Below are 18,586 nucleotides of genomic sequence, written 5' to 3'. Positions count from 1 at the left end.
CCACACCCAGCATCCAATAATATCTACCCAGTATTATGCGCCTGATATTATCGCCAGATCTTTTCAACTAAGCAATGAGCTACAGTTATCAGGTGGTAATCAAGTCTACCGTATCGCTAACGCGACTCTACACTGCACAACAACATGACAAGGTCTAAAACAGGGTCTATTATGAGGAGCTAAAGAATAGGGTTAGTCTCTCATTTTTTGCCTCAACACGACTACGGATAAGGCTTTATATGTCTAAAGATCACGCTGAAACGGGTAATCTACAACCTCACCTAAATAAATTGGGTGCCGCACTCGACAACTATCTAAAATTTGAACATCCAGACGCTTACTTTTCTATCAATGAGTGGCAAACTAAACTCGATGAGGCGCTGCCACAAACAGGCGTTGGCATCGATGAGGTTTTAAAAATTTTGACTGACACGATTATCCCAAATGGTTCACCGGTCCCAAATCCTGGATTTACTTCATTTATCACAACCGGCGCTACCACCGCTTCTACGCTAGCTTCAACCGCATCAAGCATCGCTTCACCACAGCGCTATTTAAGAACAGCATTCAACTATGTCGAAGAGTTGTCCCTTCATTGGCTGGCAGAGATGTGCGGCGTAAAGCATCTTCAAGGAATTTACTCAAGTGGCGGTTCAGTGGCTAACTTGGTGGCTTTGGGCGGTGCCAGGCAATGGGCTTTCGAAAAACAAGGTCATGACCCGGCACTTCATGGCATTGATCGCGCAACTCGAATCTATGCCAGTCACGAATGTCATCACACCATCCAGCGCTCTGGCGGGGTACTTGGATTAGGTAGAAGGGCGATTAAAGCTATCCCCTGCGATGCTGGCGGTCGCATGCAAACGGAGCCACTAGTTGAAGCTATCGAGTCTGACTTGCGCGAAGGTATCCTGCCAGTGGCGATTGTCGCTAATGCCGGCAGCACAAACACGGGGGCTATCGATCCCCTTAGCGATATCGGCAAAATCGCTCAACAGTATCAAATTTGGTTTCATGTAGATGGCGCATTCGGACTACCCGGGATCCTCGATGAACGCCTAGCGGATCATTACCAAGGGATTGAAATGGCGGATTCGGTAATCGTCGACCCACATAAATGGTTGGGCGCTTCTGTTGGGGTTGCCGCAACATTTGTTCGTGACCGAGAAATTCTTAATCGAGCCTTCACTCAGGAACCCGCTGACTACCTTGAAGGCTCCGCAGTTGATATCAGTGAGGAGAAAACTAAAATCGAACACTCACTCGATGATTTTGGAATTCCTTATTTTGATTACGGTGTTGAACTGAGCGCGCCTTGCCGTGGCATTGTTGTCTGGGCCATGATTAAAGAAATTGGTGTTGCGGGAATGCGCGACAGGATCGTCCGCCACAACGATATGGCATATCGACTGGCCGACATAGCTCGAGATCACCCCAAACTAGAGCTATTAGACACGCCAACGCTGAGCATTTGTTGCTTTCGCTATCGTGCCCCAGAAATTAAAGACCTTGATCAATTTAATCAGCGACTTCATCGACAGCTCATCCGAGAGAACACTTATATGCCCAGTACTACCAGGATTAATGGGCAGCTAGCTCTGCGTCCTTGCTTTGTTGGTGCGAGAGCAGAAATGTACCAAGTTGATGGCTTAGTTGAAGCTGTTATTCGGATAGGTGACAACCTGATAAATAACTGAAATATCAACAAAATCTGATAGATCATCGGACGATTTGCACTCTCTTACAAATTCCAACTTAGCGATGGCTGGCTAATATTAGTCAGCTTTAAGCTTCTTTGATACACTCCTCGATTGATTTACCATTTTAAATCGAACATTACGCCGAATAACGACATAAAGAGAGATACTTACAATGAAAAAATTAACGGCATTGTTGATTTCAGGGATATTAGTTGCCTGCTCTGGGGATGCACCAGAATCTGCACAGAAGGCGACAGACAAAGCTGAGGTCAAGCCTGCAATCGAGAGAGCAGTTTCCCCCGTAACTTATCCGCAAACTAAGAAAGGGGATGTGGTTGATACCTACTTTGGGACAGAGATCGCCGATCCATATCGCTGGTTGGAAGATGACCGTAGTTTAGAAACCGGTGAATGGGTCAAAACCCAGAATAAAGTCACCTTTGGCTACCTAGAAAAAATTCCTTATCGACAAGAATTGAAAGAGCGACTCGAAAACCTGTGGAATTACGAAAAAGTCGGCGCACCGTTTAAAGAAGGTAAATACACTTACTTCAGAAAAAATGACGGCTTACAAAATCAATTTGTTATCTATCGGCAACTAGACGGTGGAGAACCTGAAGTCTTTCTCGATCCCAATACGTTTAGCGAAGACGGCACAACTTCTTTGGCAACGCTGAGCTTTTCAAAGGATGGTTCTAAGGCCGCCTACGCGATTTCCGAGGGAGGCAGCGACTGGCGCAAAATTATCATCATTGATACTGAGACAAAAGCAGTCTTAGAAGAGCCATTGGTTGATGTCAAATTTTCTGGCATTTCATGGAAAGGGAACGAAGGTTTTTACTATTCAAGTTACGACAAGCCTGACGGTTCCGAATTGTCTGCTAAAACCGATCAGCATAAGCTTTACTATCACAAGTTAGGCGAACCTCAGTCTAAAGACCAAGTCGTCTTTGGCGGAACTGAAGAACAGAAAAGACGTTATGTCTTTGGTGGCGTCACTGAAGATGATCGTTATCTGTTAATTTCTGGCGCTACTTCGACCTCTGGCAATGATCTTTATATCAAAGATTTAACTAAGCCTGACAGCCCACTTGTCACCATTCTTGATAACTTTAACTCTGACACAAGTTTACTTGATAACGTTGGCTCAAAGCTTTACTTGGTTACCAATCTGGATAGTCCGAATCAGAGAGTCGTCACCGTTGATGCAAGCAACCCATCGGTTGAAAACTGGAAAGATTTTATTCCTGAAACCAAGAATGTTTTGAGAGTTTCTTCCGGTGGTGGTTATATCTTCGCAAATTATATGGTTGATGCGATCTCTAAAGTCTACCAGTATGACTATGAAGGAAATAAAGTCCGAGAAATCGAGCTTCCAGGGGTTGGTACTGCGACCGCAATGTCCGGCAAGCGCGAAGAAACAACACTTTACTATTCCTTCACCAACTATAAAACGCCTGGTACGATTTATTCGTACGACCCGGCAAAAGGTGAATCAACCGTTTACCGAAAATCTGGCGCTAAATTTAACCCAGATGACTACGAGTCAAAACAAGTCTTTTACGCTTCAAAAGACGGCACCAAAGTACCAATGATCATCACCTATAAAAAAGGTACTCAACTTAACGGTAAGAACCCGACTATCCTCTACGGCTATGGTGGATTTAACATTAGCTTGCAACCTCGCTTCAGTATCGCTAATGCAGTTTGGTTAGAGAAAGGAGGCATCTACGCCGTCGCTAACCTTCGCGGTGGTGGTGAGTATGGCAAAGAATGGCACAAAGCCGGCACACAAATGCAAAAACAAAATGTGTTTGACGACTTTATTGCGGCTGCAGAGTACTTAATCGCTGAAAAATACACCTCAAGCGATTACTTGGCAATCCGCGGTGGCTCCAATGGCGGCTTGCTCGTGGGTGCAGTAATGACTCAACGCCCAGATTTGATTAAAGTCGCATTACCAGCGGTGGGTGTTTTAGATATGCTCCGCTATCACACATTCACTGCAGGCGCAGGTTGGGCGTATGACTATGGTACATCTGAGCAGAGCCAGGAAATGTTTGAATATCTTAAAGCCTACTCGCCGGTTCATAATGTCAAAGAAGGCGTTGCTTACCCAGCAACTTTGGTCACCACTGGCGATCATGATGACCGCGTCGTTCCAGCACACTCCTTTAAGTTTGCGGCTGAACTTCAAGCGAAACAGGCTGGCGATGCACCTACTTTAATCCGTATTGAAACAAAAGCGGGCCATGGTGCAGGTACTCCGGTTTCCAAAATTGTTGAGCAGTATGCCGATATCTTCGGTTTCACTCTGTACAACATGGGTTATGAGAGTCTACCTAATTAATCAATCGTATTGATTAAACAAAAAGCCCTCTTTTTGAGGGCTTTTTTAATTCATAAATAAAATCCTAAGCTTAGTAACCTAATTGATCAAACTCGTTCATATTCTCTAACATCAGATAAACATTCTGCTCAACTTCATCACGATTACAAGCTTTAGATAATTGGCGAATACTATCAACAATCGCAATCCACCAGCGCATATGAACCGCGCTTAATTGTGCCGCAACCGGGATCATGTCTCTCGCCATCGAAAGTGTTCGAATACTTTCTTTTTTTAATGAGGTCATACTACGGAGGTTTAACCGATTGTCTTCCAGTTCTTTCATGAATCGATTAACTATTTCAACACTTTGCTCTAACTCTTTCGTATCCGTCGGTTCTGTATTCGGTGATAAAAATGCGATATCTAAATTGGATAACATTCCGCGCATTACACCGCGGAGACTCAGCCACAATTCTTTCCTTCTAGCTCGCTCACGTGCCGACTGAATTAATGATAATAAACCCACGAGGAAAAAACCTTCTAAGCAAAACCCTATGAGCTCTGGTAGGAGGTTGTCATGAAAGGGGGTTTCGGAGGGAAATAAAACAAAATACGCATAGAGCGAGATACCTGATAAGCCGAAAATCGCTAGCGGTGCAATCAGTAAAGTGCGACTACTCGTTATCATTATTGATCCTCTCCATTGATTGCAAGCGCTTTAACTACATTGGCAATTTTTTTAGCTTCAGCTTTAGTGAGATCAAGGGGTAGGTTCTGAACAAATACCGTCACATCATCACGCAAGGGAATAGAAAAAATATCTTTGTGTTGGTCCGCAGTCGTGAGAGTAATTTCTTCTAGTGCTTTTTCTTCAAAAGACACTTCTTTTTCTGACATTTTATAACGCTTGTCTTTGCGGATAGTGTCGCCACCAATTGAGAAAAAAGACTTTGGATTATCCAACCAAGCCAAATAATCCACTAACGCAGCGTTGACCCTTTTATTGTAAAGCTCCAAAACCTCCGGACGGATACTCGAGTCATGCAGCTTATGAAACCGGGCGCACAGCAGGTCTACATTAATTAGCTTAATATCAGCTTTTTCCGCATCCGTTAATTCAACTTGAAGTTCTTCGACGGCTTTAATACGGCTTTTGGCTACTGCAGGGTTAAGTAGTCCTTCGATCGTGGATTGGCGTAAAAAGCGCAATAAGCTGGCAAGCGTGTAATCTTCTGAAGACATGTTTTTCTCGGATATTTAAATTTTTATTGGGTTAACGTTCATTGCGAACTACGTCGCAGTTTCGCTTGGGTATTCATCATTCATGATTGACGTAAAACATAATATCATTTCGTTTAGGATGATCTTTTATCCATTGTCTGAATTCGTGTGCTTTTTCTAAATCGTCAGCCCCTAGTATCCGAGTAAAACGTTCTCGACGCGCTTCCTCAGAAACCGTATCTCTCACTTGACGCTGCCATTGCTCCGAGAAAACCATCGGCATCTCGGTACTCAGCTCTAGCGCCTTTAGCAATTCCCACTCCCCACCATCTAACCAAGCTTCATCGCAAGAAGTACACAAATCTAAGCGATTATTAGAACAGCCTGATATTCGATATTTGGTCATTAAACGGCTACATTTGGGACACGATAACGCCGCGGCAGAGTCTTCACTTTCAAAACCTTTTAACAATTCTACTGTTGGCGCATCGTGCATCTCTCCCGCGTGCTCCGCCCAATCACGGTAATACAATAACGAAATAAAGGCACCATTACAGCGACCGCACCCCATCGCAGATAAACCTTCATCAATTTTCGTTGGTTTGAGATCTGAATTTTTACACTTTGGACACTGCATATGGAAACCCCTTTGTATTACCCTCATTAAAGAACATAGTAAACCAACGTTAAAAAAGCTCGCTTATTGCAATAATTATTTAAAACTGAGAAATCATGCAAATTCGCAATCCTTGAACAATTACTCGGAACTTTCTCTGCGCTTTTAAAAGATGCTGTTATTTTATACAGCACATTGTAACCGTTATTAGACGCGATTGACGAATTATTGTGTCTTGAGCGCATTTTACGCCCTAATGTTTAGTCATAATTTAGGTTACTTAAGATCAAAAAAGCCTCTAAAAAGAGGCTTTTAAGCGGTTACTTTTGAAACCTTATTTAGCTTAGAAACGAGCGGTAATACCGATACCAGTTTCATCACCAAAATCGGTTGAAGCATAAGTCACTTCAAGCGCAAATTGCTTATTGAAGAAGTGCTTAAAGTTTAAACCGTAGTCAAAACCTTCAGCCTGTGAAAGCTGGAGACCAAAACTTGATGCATTGGTAAAGTAGTAGTCAGCTGAAACTTCTAAGTCATTTTCTTCATCGTCAATGCTTGCTTCAACATTGAAAAACTGACCATCACCCAAATCGCCGACGTACTTAGTTTTTAAGAAAATCGGATTATCACTGTCGTCAGTCGCTTGAATCGACACCAACCAGTTGTCATCGACAAAATAACCTAACTCACCAACCACTACATCGTCACTACCAAATGGTGTATCAATGCTAACAAAGCCGATTGCACCGTAAAGGTTATTGTTGCCTTCGCCGAAGAATTCTAAGTTAATTCCCATTGCGTCAACGTCGCTATCGAAATCAGTATACTGGACAGAAACATTACTGTTTCTTCCCATAAATTCAGCCTCAGCCCAGGCTGTGTTAGACAGATCGACACTATCAAAATAGTAAGTACCGGTTACTTGAATAACATCAAGACCTTCAACATCCGCATACACAAGACCAACTTCACCATTAAAGTCATTGGCAAATGCAGCAGAACTTGCAAGACCTAACCCTAAAACAATCGCTTTTGAATTGAATTTCATTTTAATTTCCTTCGATTAATCAAAATCTGTTAGTTGTTTATTTCTAACAACAGTACGTCGTGTACTGCCGGCGCATTGTAATGAAAGCATTCAGAAACTCAAGCTAAGAATGAAACAAGATGTTCCTAATTACTTCTTGATGGGCATCTTACATTTTGTAAATGAACCGAAACTTAACAAATTATATTTTTTTACATTTAGGATTATCGTCCTATAGGCATGGTAAGTGCCAATTTGCTGAGCAATATTTAATCAGTCGATGAGGTGTTGTATGACTGCAACCATTGTTGCAGTCGTCGTTGACGTTATGCCGCGCGCGCCGCTTTGGTTAGCGCGACTAACTGCTTGCGAACATCACTCTGTTCACTACATATATCATTGAAAGGCACAAAATAATTTTTAGAATTACTGTACAAATAACATCCTTCAGTAATGATTCCGGACATCATAACTTTTGGATCTTTAATCGCATAATGCTGATGCAGAATCAATTCCATCGCATCTTGATGATCATCGTTCATGTGGCTAATCATAGCGGATTCCGCAACTTTGTCCCAAGGTACAGGCTGACCAGTCCAATCTTCCTTTTTGATCCAGAAAATTTTTCCGAAGCCTCCAATGTAACGAACTCGTTCTACCTTGACTTCCCACATATAAAACACGTGAGCTTTTTGATATGTTTTAGCATCAGGAAAACGAAGGATGTACTTTCTTAGCATCTCCTCCTGCATTTGTTCAGCAACCTTTGTACAGTCTCCAACAATCGTGATTCTTGCGTTTTCATTTTGATCGCCAGACTTACCCTGGTTAAAAATCGTGACGCTCATTTTATTATTGGCAGTCAAGTTAATGGAATGTTGCGCGATATCACTTATGTACAGATAAAGTTTGCCTTCACTATCAGAAATAAATGGTGTCACCGACCCAAAAGGATAACCGTCAATTTTCTTCGAAATTGTCGAAATAACACCGACATCGGATTGTCTGACAAGTAACTTAGCCTCTATTAAAGCTTTTGATTTCATGAGTTAACTCCTGAGGTTCTGAAAAAATCATTGGATGATTAAGAGTGGGATGAGAGCTGATATGCATCGGTGATCGATAAACCCTTTCCAATATTGATTGCTGAAATACGGTTTTAGGTTCACCATAGGCCTGCAAACGACCCTCATGCAGTAATAAAACACTATCAGCATATAAGGCCGCTAAATTTAAATCGTGAATCGCTACGATGGCAGTGTTACCTTGTTGGGTAAATGACTTTACAATCTGCAGCAACCGATGTTGATGCCTTAAATCGAGTGCTGAAGTGGGTTCATCGAGTAACATCAGTTTGTTACGACTACCTTCGCTAAACGCATCTAACTGAGCTAAACATTTGGCCATAAAAACACGTTGCAACTCCCCCCCTGACAACTGTTGAATGTTGCGATCAAGTAAACCCTCAAGTGTCATCAATTGAATATATTGTTGCACCTTATCTACGCAGGCTTGGCGAGTTTCGGAGAGTTGGTGCCGTCCCATGGCAATGATGTCTGGAATTGCGAAAGCAAATGCACTGTTGTGGTGCTGAGTAAGTACTGCTCGTTGAGTCGCAAGTTGATCAATATCCCACAGATCAATTGATTTATTCTTAAAAATAACCTCACCAGAATAAGGCCTTTCCCCAGCGAGTGTATGCAATAACGTTGATTTTCCAGCACCGTTCTCGCCAACGAGTGCGACAAATTGACCACCCTCACATTGGCCATTCAGGTTGCTAAAAATTTGTCTTTTACCGAGAGAAACTGTTAGTTTGGAAAAATTAAGCATGGTGCCCTCTCATGCGGTTTTTCTGTAATAAATAAATAAAAACTGGTGCGCCAATAAGCGCAGTGATAATTCCAATGGGTAGTTCTGTCGGTGCGACCACAATTTTTGCTAACCAGTCAGAAAACAGTAACACCACGCTCCCCAACAAAGCACAAACACTCAGCATATAGCGCATGTTTGCGCCGACTAGTAAGCGAGTCATATGAGGGACGACTAAGCCAACAAAACCAATCATGCCAGTCATCGCCACGACAGCCCCAACACCAAGTGCTACATAGATTACAATTTGCATTTTTAGCCGCTGAATATTGACACCTAAATATCGTGCCTCGGATTCTCCTAATAGCAGCAAATTAAGCTCTGCCCGTTTTGAATAGAGGCCGACAAAACTCATTAAAATTAACGGTAAAGACTGTAAGAGCCCAGACCAGCCAGCGCCAGCCAAAGACCCCATGGTCCAGTAATTAATCAACCTCAACGAACTATCGTCTGCATAAAAACTGAATAATCCAATCAATGCGAAAGACAATGCATTAAGTGCAACGCCAACTAAAATCAAACTCGTGACACTGATTTCTTGATTTTGCTGAGCCATATGGTAAACCAAGAAAGTCACGAGCAATGCGCCAGAAAAAGCGGCGTAAGGCAGCCAGACATCCGGATTGAATCCTATTTTGGGGGCGAGTGCGATCACTGCGACTGCCATGACTGCGGCTCCGGCGCTGACCCCAATGATGGACGGATCGGCAAGCGGATTGCGACACAACGCTTGCGTTGCAGCACCCGTCTGCGCGAGAACTGCCCCAACAATTAGCGCAAGACAAAATCGCGGTAAGCGAATATGAGTAACCACATTGAGTTGTAGCTCAGAAAACTGGGTAAAATGTTCTGGAAGCAGCCAAGCAAACGCTAATCGCCAATCCCATCCCGCCGGGCCAAAACCCAATGTAATGATCGCAAAGGTAAAAACCAATACGGCAAACAGGCTTTGCCAACGGAGCGAATTTTGTTTTCGATGAGCGAAATAATCGACTGCTGCTATCATGGGTTTTCCTTGATAAAACTGTCGAGTTGCTTAATCGCGCTAGCGACTCTCGGTGTCATACCAAGCGCCAGCAAACTATCCATCACCAGTAAACGACAGCGCTTGGCAGCTTCTAGTAATGCTAATGCGGGTTGCTTGCAAAAAGCTTTCGGACCGCCGATCCCTGCAACGCTGTGCGCCGGCGCTATCAAGATATCCGGTTGCGAAACAGCCAGCGATTCTAATCCGACCGTTTTAAACCCGGCATGGCTTGCGACATTCTTAACGCCCACATAGTCAAACAATAATTGTGGAACAGTTTCACTACCGGCAGCAATTAGCCCCCTATCTCCCGCTGATAAAAGAAACAAAGCACGGGAAGTCGTGTTTAATGCCGCTTCGGGCAAGGTTGATTGGATTGTTTGAATCAGCGCCTTTGCTTCACTGTCTTTTCCAATATCCTTGCCGATGCTACTGACCAGATTGAGCAAACCTTGGATAGTATTTGGCTTGGAATAGCGAATAACTTTCACACCAGCAGCTTCCACCTGTTTGAGCGCTTCACTGCGGCCACCCCCCTCTAAAACCAGCAATGTGTCTAAGCCAGTGGACAAGATTCCTTCAGCCGCCATGTCCCTATAGTAACCAACAGAAGGCAATGATTGAGTCGCCTCTGGAAAAGTTGATGACTGATCAGTGGCAACGACCTGCTCACCAGCACCGAGAGCAAAAACGATTTCGGTAACCGTTCCACCGGCTGTCACTAACTTGCTAACCGCTTTTGCTGGCAAAACAACAAAAGCCAAAAAGATAGCCAGCACAACTGCTATAAAAATCCGCATGTTTATTTTTACCTTGAGTGATTATTTGATGGTGAACATCTTACACCTTTATGCGAATGATAACAATTATCATTTGTATTGACATTTAGATTTGACATTGCTTTAATGCGCGCTTCCAACAACACAAATGAGAATCATTATCATTGAGGGTACTATGAAAATTATCACTCACCCCCTTAGCGGGATTAACCGGCCGACAAATAAAACCGCAATATTGATGAAGCTGCTGCTTCCAGCCGCTTTATTGCACCCATTAACGAGTGCTGCACAAGAACAAGATCAACGTTTAGTGGTGACTGGCTCGCGAATTGAACAAAAACTTGAAGATGTAATCGGTAGCGTCTCAATCATTACCGATGAACAGATTAAAAAGCAGCTCGCCTCAAATTTAAAAGACATGTTTCGCTATGATCCCAGTATCACAACAACAGGCAGCGGCGCAGATCCGCAAACGCTGACCGTTCGCGGTATCGGCGGCAATCGATTGGTCTATGTAAAAGATGGGAGACGCGTTAACGACGGCTACGCTGGAGGCGGCGGCTTTATTGTGGGGCGTGGGTATTTCGACACGGATAGTATCCAGCAAGTTGAGGTTGCCAAAGGTGCGGCCTCCTCGCTTTATGGGTCGGATGGTCTTGGCGGAATCGTCGTAATCAGCACGAAAGATCCATCCGACTATTTGAGCGGAGAAGATACCTATATCCAGCAAGATGCCGGTTATACCGGGACAAGTAGCCAAGCAAAACTGGGCGTGACCGGTGCCAACAGATTGAATAATTGGGCCGTTAGTGGAGTCGCAACGCTCAGAGACGGTTCTGAAGTTCAAAACTTTGATGAATCGCTGCCCGGATACTCGGCCAATTCAGCAGCGATTTTGCTTAAAGCAGAAAACACAATTAGCAGTACGCAAACAATGAAGTTAACTTTGGACTATTTTGGACAAGAAAACTCGCAAGTGATCGAAGTAGGCTCCAATGAGACCGAAGACAAAGATACCAGTTGGGCTGTTAGTCTCGATTATGACTCAGATGAGTCAACGGGATGGTACGATAGTTGGCATGCACAAACCTATTTTTCAAGCTATGAACAAGCCAGTGACCAAGTGCGAGAAAACGCATTAGGATACGTCGACTTCAATGATTATCGATTCGAACAAGACATTGTCGGCATTCGAAGTTTATTTTCTAAATCAATCACAGGCGCCGGGATAACCCACCAACTCGTTTATGGGATCGACCTTGATCAATACGATACGGTTCGTCCGAGGTTAAAAACACGCATTAATGCAGATTCGAGTATCGCATTCGAAAATCAAGCCCAAAGAGCCTTTCCAGGTGCTGACACCACGCTTGCGGGATTATTTATTCAAGATAACATCGACATTGCAAACAGCAAGTGGTCTTTCGCTCTCGGCACTCGATTAGACTATTACCGTCTTGAAGCGAAGTCGGATCCGCTCTACGACGACACATTAATGGACAATATTGATGAGTCAGCGTTTTCACCCAAAGTTGCGATGCGTTATCAATTTAACGATAACTTGTCTGGCTATCTCCAGTATGTCAGTGGTTTTAAAATTCCGCCACATGACCAAGCTTACCAAAGCCATGGTGTCGCCCCTTTTTATCAAATATTGCCTAATGCTGATTTAGAGCCAGAAGAAAGTGACTCATATGAAATTGGATTCCGCTTGCGTAATGATAACTTGAGATTGCAGTTCAATGTATTCTCCGCTGACTTTGATAACTTTATTGAGACCGTTCTAGTCCGCACAGAACCTACTTTTATTCCTGGCGTAGAACAATCGTTTTTCCAATTTCAAAACCTCGAAAAAGCAACTGTTAAGGGGTCAGAATTAGTCGCGACGATTTACTTGACTGATGCAGTTAACATTACAACAAGCGTGGCCTACACCGATGGTGAAAATAAAGCCACTAATCAGCCCTTAACCTCAATCAGCCCACTCCAAGCAAGCTTGATCCTTAACTACGGTGTCAGGGAGTGGGATTTTGCCTTAGCCTTGAGAGGAGTCGATGCAATGACAGATGTACCAACGGACGATTCAGGTAATAACCTGGTAACAAGTTCAGGCTATGGCTTAGTCGACTTATTTGCTTACTACAATACCGGAAGTTGGACTGTCACAGCGGGACTCGAAAATGCGCTAGATAAGGAATACGTTCCCTATGAGAGTATTGCGGGGCAAGCAGCAGGTTCCGATCTTAACCAATTTACCCAACCGGGGCGGACACTCTCTGCAGGCATTTCATACGAATTCTAATATCGCGTTACCCCATCAATCACGAATAAGCTGAGTGTTTAAGCTGGGCTTGTTCGTGCCTTCCTGTCATTGAATCACTGCCCCGCACACTATTCGCATAATCACAATCTAGCCTGAGGGTGAATTATAAGGCCTTTTCCAGTATAATCCGCGACCAATTTTTTGTTTGTGGTTAAAATCAGAAAAGTCACTATGAGCGTCGAAACTTTCGATCCAAATTCTCAATTAAATCAAACAGATAATGAGAAGAAAGCCGTTGCAAACAACACCTCGCGTGTTGGCTTCATTTCTTTGGGCTGCCCCAAAAATCTGGTGGATTCAGAGCGGATCCTGACCCAACTACGCACTGAAGGCTACGAAGTTGTACCGAGTTATGATGATGCGCAATTAGTAATCGTCAATACCTGCGGCTTTATTGATTCGGCAGTCCAAGAATCTCTTGATACGATTGGCGAAGCATTGGCTGAAAACGGCAAAGTACTGGTTACCGGTTGTCTCGGTGTTAAAGAAAATGAAATTCGTGAAATTCATCCCAATGTTCTCGGGATAACTGGCCCTCACGCCTACGAAGAGGTCCTCAATCAAGTTCACGACCATGTGGACAAACCTGCTCATAATCCGTTTACCGATCTTATTCCCGATCATGGCGTTAAACTGACCCCAAAACATTTTGCTTATTTGAAAATTTCGGAAGGTTGTAATCATCGCTGCACTTTTTGCATCATTCCTTCAATGCGCGGAGATTTAGACTCTAGGCCAATCGGTGATGTATTAAGTGAAGCACAGCGATTGGTTAACGCCGGCGTCAAAGAGCTACTGGTCATTTCTCAGGATACTTCAGCCTATGGTGTCGACATAAAATACCGTACCGGTTTTTGGGAAGGTATGCCGGTGAAAACTAAAATGCTATCGCTTTGCGAGCAGCTCGCAAAGATGGGTGTCTGGGTTCGCTTACATTATGTATATCCTTATCCACACGTTGACGATGTCATTCCGCTAATGGCCGAAGGCAAAATTCTGCCTTATTTAGATATTCCCTTTCAGCACGCGAGTCCGCGAATTTTGAAACTGATGAAACGGCCAGGAAATATCGATAAGACATTAGAAAGAATAAAAAAATGGCGAAAAATTTGCCCAGAACTTGTTATTCGTTCGACATTTATTGTCGGCTTCCCCGGAGAAACCGAAACTGAATTCGAGGAGCTTCTTGACTTCCTTAGAGAGGCTCAACTGGATAGAGTGGGCTGTTTTAAGTACTCACCAGTTGAAGGTGCGACAGCCAATGAATTACCAGACCCGGTTGATGAACCGATTAAAGAAGAGCGCCTAGCTCGGTTTATGGCGGTACAAGCAGAAATAAGCGCTAACAAATTAAAAGCAAAAATCGGTAACGAGTATCAAATTCTAATTGATGAAGTAACGCCAGACGGAGCTATTGGCCGCACCTATGCTGACGCCCCTGAAATTGATGGAGTCGTACATCTAACTGATGAGTTTGACGTTGAGCCAGGTGATAAGGTTTGGGTACAAATTATTCATTCTGACGATCACGACCTTTGGGGCGTGAGAGTCGAAGACTAACAGGTTTGGTTAATTGTCGTGGCACAAATAATTCTCGCAACACTTAACGCTAAATACATCCATGCCAGTATGGGTTTGCGTTATCTCTATGCCAATATGCAGGGCTTGCAAGCGCAAACTGAAATTAAAGAATTTACCATCAAAACTCGGGCAATTGATATTGTGGAGCAACTGCTTGAGAGTAAACCGAGTATCATCGGCTTTGGAGTTTATATTTGGAACGCTGTTGAAACTTTAGATGTTGTCAGTCAACTTAAAACCATCGCTCCAGAGATTAAGATCGTACTCGGCGGACCTGAAGTGAGTTATGAAACCGAAACGCAATCTATTTTTAAATTTGCTGATTATGTCGTAACGGGCGCAGCCGATCTGAGCTTCCATAAACTGTGTGAGGATATCTTAAGTCATCAATTACCTGAGAAAAAAATACTTCGCTCAAAACCGGTTGAGCTCAAGGCGCTTCAACTACCGTATCAATATTATACTGACGAAGACCTTAAGCATCGGCTACTGTATGTAGAAGCATCGCGGGGATGTCCATTTAAGTGTGAGTTTTGTTTGTCTGCGCTTGATAAAACTTCCTATCCATTTGAATTGCAGCGATTTCTCAGTGAGATGGATATTCTTTATCAACGAGGCGCTAGACATTTCAAATTTGTTGATCGTACGTTTAATCTCAAAGTTTCTACCACTCTTGCAATAATGAACTTTTTTCTCGATCGGATGGACGAAAATTTATTCCTCCATTTCGAGGTTATCCCGGATCATTTACCTGAAAAACTAAAAGAAACATTGGTTAAATTTCCGGAGGGAAGCTTACAATTTGAAGTCGGCATCCAAACCTTCAATAGTGAAGTTCAGACGCTCATTAGCAGAAAACAAAATAACGAGCGCTCAAAAAATAATTTACTCTGGTTAAGAAATAATACTACTGCACACATTCATGCGGATCTAATCTTTGGTTTACCCGGAGAGACTTTAGCAACATTTAAATCAAGCTTTAATGAGTTGTATGCTTGCCGCCCACATGAAATTCAAATGGGAATCTTAAAAAGATTAAAAGGAAGTCCCATTATTCGTCACACTGAGGAGTATGATTTACGGTTTAATCCATTGCCCCCATTCAATATTCTTAGCAATGACCGCGTTGATTTTGTCACCATGCAACGCGTTAATCGATTTGCACGTTATTGGGATATGATTGGAAATTCCGGACGATTTAAGCATGCTTTACCATTATTACTGATCGACAATCCATTCGATGACTTTATGGCGATTACTGATTGGATTTTTGAACTCACCGGGCAAACCCACCAAATAAACTTGAAAAAGCTGTATGAGTATGTCGCACAAGCAGTAGAAGTGTTATTTCCAGATCGTCATGAAAAACTAATCTTGGCAATCGAAAAAGACTACGTAGCCTCAAAACTTAAAGGCAACTTTAAAGGTCTCGTATTAATTGCCAGCGATAAGCGAGATAGTGCGAGTCAGCATAAAAGATCATTGAGACAGCAACGCCATATTGGGTAATTTACGGCGAGTTAGTCCCAGTCATTCTAGGCGCCATAGACCAAACTATTTTTAGTGCATAAACGACATTAATAACTCTATAAACCAATAAGTGAATCAATGACCCTTATTCAGCAGCTAACAGAATCTTTGTATCGCGCCCCTTTATCACTTCGACACATCCGTAAGCAGTCATTTAAATGGATGTGTATTTATCTCGTGACTGGTTTAACCATTTTCGGACTGTTTATATGGCTGCTCATCGAGAACCAAGAAGCGTTAAAACAGTTAGTACTCGACCACTTTTTTCCTTCTTCTTGGCACCAAGTATCCGAACAGTTAACAAACTTTCTTTTTGAGTCTCAAGCAAAAATAGTTATCGGCAATATGATTCTCGGTGCATCACTCGTTATTGCTTCGATGTTTCTGTTTCCTATCAAGGAAACCTACTCTGCAAAATTTGAATTTGAGGCTGGGTACCAAAATGGCGAAGTTCGCGAGTTTCCATTATGGATGCAAGCCTGGGAAGAAACCAAACTACTTATCTTTTATATGACCAGTCAACTGGTTATCTTGTGGATTGGTTATTACCCATATGCTTGGACAAATATTGTCGCAATTATCCTAAGTTACCTATTTTTATTTTTTACTTTTGGTGTCGACTTTATTTCTCCAACTTTGCAAAGACATCGAACTCGCTATAGTCTTGTTTTAAAGGTTTTGGCCCAAAAACCGATTCTAGTATTGAGCTTTGGGGCGCTATTTAGTTTACCCGCCATAGTGATTAGTCATTTTGTATTTACGCTCGAATCTCTCGATCTGATTAAAATTTCGGCCATTTTATTTTTTACTAACCTTGTTTTCTTGACCTTATCGATTCCAGCTGGTACTCGCATTGCATCACAGCTTTTGCCAATCGTTGGACGCACATTGGTTCCACAAAAGAAAAATAAAATTAGGTTTTATAGCGCTGTTCTCATAACTTGTTTCGTGATGCTTTTTCTGCACGGACGACTGATCTCGAGTTTGCACTATAAGAGCCAAATACTTAAAGCCGAGTATTCAGTCGATTGGTCTTCATTTGACTATCAACTCCCCTCTTTTAAGGCAATATTTGAAGGCGATTCCGTCGCTAAGTTCTCAGTAGATTTAACCATTAAAAATCCCACTGACTACGATATTGTCATTGAGCAAAGTCAGATTTTTATTGAGAAAGATGACGTTCTCATCTCAACGGTTGATTTGAGTGGTTTTGAGATTCCTTCGGGCGGCTCAAGAAACGTTAAGCTCTCTTTCGACTCGGTCTCAAACTTTAGCCAACTTAAAGAGATGAATAACTTATTGGAGAACTGGCGCGTCGACCTTCAATTTGAATTGTGGCCTGGTATTCCTTTCACCGTGAATATCGTTCAATAAGACTAATAATCAGCGTATTTACCCTGATGCTCATTTTCGGTTGCGATTTCAATTATTTGGTAATAAAAATGAGAAATTTTAGCCGCCAAAGGCTTAAAGTCAGGGTTTCGTTCAATATAGCCTCGCATGTTTTGCGAATCAGTAAGGACAACCGTAAGAAACTCGATATCAGTTTCTAGGAGTAATTGACCCTCATCGAGTCGGTCTTTAATTTCCATTACTCGCGGTAAATGGAGATGATTAAACCTATCGAGAAGCTCAGTGATCACCCCAGTATCAGTATCAAGCGCTGCCATGTTCCCTCCGATTATGCGACCAGTGTAATCCAAATATGAACAAATTGTGACCATTCGAACGCGGAATTTAGATCTAGATCAATTTATAGCCATGGGGAAATAAAAACGCCGAGTATTAACTCGGCGCTTAGAACGAGATGAAATGATTATTTGGCGTTACTTGAAAACAACATAATGCTACCGATGGTTACTGCAAGAACCGAGGTCCATAATTCTAAAACCTCAAAACTGCCCCCCAAATAAGTCATCGCTCCATCAACTAAGCCGAAGCCAATTGCCGCTAGACCTGCATAAAAAATTGAAGTACTTCGAGATTCCTCGGCGATTTCAATTCGGCTCATTTTAGCTGCTTGACGTTCTCTACCTTGGGCGATTAGATTAGCACTCGGGTCGACTGGTGCATGAAACTTTTGAATCGTGTTTTCGACGGCTTTTTTGTCAAGCTTAGAGCGGGTCACTTTTTTCGGTGCGGGCATTTTAGACGCAGCAGTCCTAGTCGCTGCAGTCCTAGTCGCTGCAGTCCCAGTTGCTGCAGTCTTATTCACTGCAGTTTTAGTCGCTGTGGCTTCATTCGTTACAGGACGTTTGATACTTTCTATGTCTTTTGCAACGGCTTGGTTAACGCTTTTGAGTACTTCGACATTAGCACCATATTTGGCAAAAACTCGCTGATATCGTGCAGCAGTTTCTTCATCTAAATTTCTCTTAACAACACGAGGTTTACCAGAGAAATACTTTTGAACGTTTTCATCTTTTACTTGAAAGATATCAGCAAATGCTTTTTTGACTGATTCAACTTCAAATCCTTCGATTAACTCTCCTGCAAAGACAACGCTATAAGTTTGCGACATACCTTACTTTTACCTCTTATTGAGTTATTCGGTGGCCGGTACTGCAGTCTTTCCTGT

The 18,586-nt window shown here is 42.8% G+C and carries 16 protein-coding genes; 6 read left to right on the top strand and 10 right to left on the bottom strand.

The features are described from left to right. Positions 1-239 precede the first annotated feature (239 nt). Together FLL45_RS09580 and FLL45_RS09575 are read left to right on the top strand one after the other, a co-directional pair. Positions 240-1,697, top strand: coding sequence for a pyridoxal phosphate-dependent decarboxylase family protein (locus tag FLL45_RS09580; protein ID WP_142941796.1), 1,458 nt, complete (start codon positions 240-242; stop codon positions 1,695-1,697). A gap of 175 nt (positions 1,698-1,872) precedes the next feature. Then, on the top strand, positions 1,873-4,050 hold the full coding sequence (locus tag FLL45_RS09575; RefSeq protein ID WP_142941795.1) for a prolyl oligopeptidase family serine peptidase: 2,178 nt from the start codon (positions 1,873-1,875) through the stop codon (positions 4,048-4,050). A gap of 70 nt (positions 4,051-4,120) precedes the next feature. Here FLL45_RS09575 and FLL45_RS09570 read toward each other — a convergent pair whose 3' ends face one another. The 8 genes from FLL45_RS09570 to FLL45_RS09535 all read right to left on the bottom strand — a co-directional run bounded on the left by FLL45_RS09570 (position 4,121) and on the right by FLL45_RS09535 (position 10,595). Next, positions 4,121-4,720: a hypothetical protein gene (locus tag FLL45_RS09570; RefSeq protein WP_142941794.1), complete on the bottom strand. Its 600-nt coding sequence runs from the start codon at positions 4,718-4,720 to the stop codon at positions 4,121-4,123. After that, a complete protein-coding gene (locus tag FLL45_RS09565; RefSeq protein ID WP_142941793.1) occupies positions 4,720-5,274 on the bottom strand; it encodes a hypothetical protein in 555 nt (184 codons plus the stop codon). Before FLL45_RS09565 ends, FLL45_RS09570 begins: the two co-directional genes overlap by 1 nt. A 76-nt stretch (positions 5,275-5,350) precedes the next feature. Beyond that, positions 5,351-5,890, bottom strand: a complete 540-nt coding sequence (locus tag FLL45_RS09560; protein WP_142941792.1) for a TFIIB-type zinc ribbon-containing protein — start codon at positions 5,888-5,890, stop codon at positions 5,351-5,353. Between the two features lie 322 nt (positions 5,891-6,212). Then, entirely contained in the window at positions 6,213-6,917 is a 705-nt protein-coding gene (locus FLL45_RS09555; protein ID WP_142941791.1) for a putative porin, read from the bottom strand. Between the two features lie 305 nt (positions 6,918-7,222). Next, positions 7,223-7,942, bottom strand: coding sequence for a HugZ family pyridoxamine 5'-phosphate oxidase (locus tag FLL45_RS09550; protein WP_142941790.1), 720 nt, complete (start codon positions 7,940-7,942; stop codon positions 7,223-7,225). Then, a complete protein-coding gene (locus FLL45_RS09545; protein ID WP_142941789.1) occupies positions 7,914-8,729 on the bottom strand; it encodes a heme ABC transporter ATP-binding protein in 816 nt (271 codons plus the stop codon). The genes FLL45_RS09550 and FLL45_RS09545 overlap by 29 nt, the downstream gene beginning before the upstream one ends. Beyond that, the gene (locus FLL45_RS09540; protein ID WP_142941788.1) at positions 8,722-9,774 is read right to left on the bottom strand and encodes a FecCD family ABC transporter permease; all 1,053 of its coding nucleotides are present in this window, start codon (positions 9,772-9,774) and stop codon (positions 8,722-8,724) included. Before FLL45_RS09540 ends, FLL45_RS09545 begins: the two co-directional genes overlap by 8 nt. Next, positions 9,771-10,595 carry a heme/hemin ABC transporter substrate-binding protein gene (locus FLL45_RS09535; RefSeq protein WP_142941787.1) on the bottom strand — a complete coding sequence of 275 codons (825 nt, stop codon included), beginning with the start codon at positions 10,593-10,595 and terminating at the stop codon, positions 9,771-9,773. The genes FLL45_RS09540 and FLL45_RS09535 overlap by 4 nt, the downstream gene beginning before the upstream one ends. A gap of 154 nt (positions 10,596-10,749) precedes the next feature. Here FLL45_RS09535 and FLL45_RS09530 point away from each other — a divergent pair, with 154 nt between their 5' ends. The 4 genes from FLL45_RS09530 (at position 10,750) to FLL45_RS09515 (ending at position 17,382) form a co-directional block, all read left to right on the top strand. Further along, positions 10,750-12,876 carry a TonB-dependent hemoglobin/transferrin/lactoferrin family receptor gene (locus FLL45_RS09530; RefSeq protein ID WP_185964395.1) on the top strand — a complete coding sequence of 709 codons (2,127 nt, stop codon included), beginning with the start codon at positions 10,750-10,752 and terminating at the stop codon, positions 12,874-12,876. A 192-nt stretch (positions 12,877-13,068) separates the two neighbouring features. Further along, a complete protein-coding gene (gene rimO, locus FLL45_RS09525; protein ID WP_142941785.1) occupies positions 13,069-14,457 on the top strand; it encodes a 30S ribosomal protein S12 methylthiotransferase RimO in 1,389 nt (462 codons plus the stop codon). Positions 14,458-14,475: 18 nt separating this feature from the next. Then, positions 14,476-15,987, top strand: a complete 1,512-nt coding sequence (locus FLL45_RS09520) for a B12-binding domain-containing radical SAM protein (RefSeq protein WP_142941784.1) — start codon at positions 14,476-14,478, stop codon at positions 15,985-15,987. 99 nt (positions 15,988-16,086) lie between these two features. Further along, positions 16,087-17,382 carry an LEA type 2 family protein gene (locus tag FLL45_RS09515; RefSeq protein WP_142941783.1) on the top strand — a complete coding sequence of 432 codons (1,296 nt, stop codon included), beginning with the start codon at positions 16,087-16,089 and terminating at the stop codon, positions 17,380-17,382. Positions 17,383-17,384: 2 nt separating this feature from the next. On the opposite strand, the gene FLL45_RS09510 is transcribed toward FLL45_RS09515, so the two are convergent. Next, positions 17,385-17,678, bottom strand: a complete 294-nt coding sequence (locus FLL45_RS09510) for a hypothetical protein (protein WP_142941782.1) — start codon at positions 17,676-17,678, stop codon at positions 17,385-17,387. Between the two features lie 146 nt (positions 17,679-17,824). After that, positions 17,825-18,529, bottom strand: a complete 705-nt coding sequence (locus tag FLL45_RS09505) for a hypothetical protein (RefSeq protein ID WP_142941781.1) — start codon at positions 18,527-18,529, stop codon at positions 17,825-17,827. Positions 18,530-18,586: the final 57 nt, after the last annotated feature.

Source organism: Aliikangiella marina (assembly GCF_007004765.1).
GTDB classification, from domain to species: domain Bacteria; phylum Pseudomonadota; class Gammaproteobacteria; order Enterobacterales; family Kangiellaceae; genus Aliikangiella; species Aliikangiella marina.
This window is presented reverse-complemented; position numbering and strand designations above follow the sequence as displayed.

Bases quoted from the DNA above. Each gene is read 5' to 3' on its own strand.
- FLL45_RS09580 (WP_142941796.1), top strand. From the start codon at position 240: ATGTCTAAAGATCACGCTGAAACGGGTAATCTACAACCTCACCTAAAT.
- FLL45_RS09575 (WP_142941795.1), top strand. From the start codon at position 1,873: ATGAAAAAATTAACGGCATTGTTGATTTCAGGGATATTAGTTGCCTGC.
- FLL45_RS09570 (WP_142941794.1), bottom strand. From the start codon at position 4,720: ATGATAACGAGTAGTCGCACTTTACTGATTGCACCGCTAGCGATTTTC.
- FLL45_RS09565 (WP_142941793.1), bottom strand. From the start codon at position 5,274: ATGTCTTCAGAAGATTACACGCTTGCCAGCTTATTGCGCTTTTTACGC.
- FLL45_RS09560 (WP_142941792.1), bottom strand. From the start codon at position 5,890: ATGCAGTGTCCAAAGTGTAAAAATTCAGATCTCAAACCAACGAAAATT.
- FLL45_RS09555 (WP_142941791.1), bottom strand. From the start codon at position 6,917: ATGAAATTCAATTCAAAAGCGATTGTTTTAGGGTTAGGTCTTGCAAGT.
- FLL45_RS09550 (WP_142941790.1), bottom strand. From the start codon at position 7,942: ATGAAATCAAAAGCTTTAATAGAGGCTAAGTTACTTGTCAGACAATCC.
- FLL45_RS09545 (WP_142941789.1), bottom strand. From the start codon at position 8,729: ATGCTTAATTTTTCCAAACTAACAGTTTCTCTCGGTAAAAGACAAATT.
- FLL45_RS09540 (WP_142941788.1), bottom strand. From the start codon at position 9,774: ATGATAGCAGCAGTCGATTATTTCGCTCATCGAAAACAAAATTCGCTC.
- FLL45_RS09535 (WP_142941787.1), bottom strand. From the start codon at position 10,595: ATGCGGATTTTTATAGCAGTTGTGCTGGCTATCTTTTTGGCTTTTGTT.
- FLL45_RS09530 (WP_185964395.1), top strand. From the start codon at position 10,750: ATGAAAATTATCACTCACCCCCTTAGCGGGATTAACCGGCCGACAAAT.
- rimO (WP_142941785.1), top strand. From the start codon at position 13,069: ATGAGCGTCGAAACTTTCGATCCAAATTCTCAATTAAATCAAACAGAT.
- FLL45_RS09515 (WP_142941783.1), top strand. From the start codon at position 16,087: ATGACCCTTATTCAGCAGCTAACAGAATCTTTGTATCGCGCCCCTTTA.
- FLL45_RS09510 (WP_142941782.1), bottom strand. From the start codon at position 17,678: ATGGCAGCGCTTGATACTGATACTGGGGTGATCACTGAGCTTCTCGAT.
- FLL45_RS09505 (WP_142941781.1), bottom strand. From the start codon at position 18,529: ATGTCGCAAACTTATAGCGTTGTCTTTGCAGGAGAGTTAATCGAAGGA.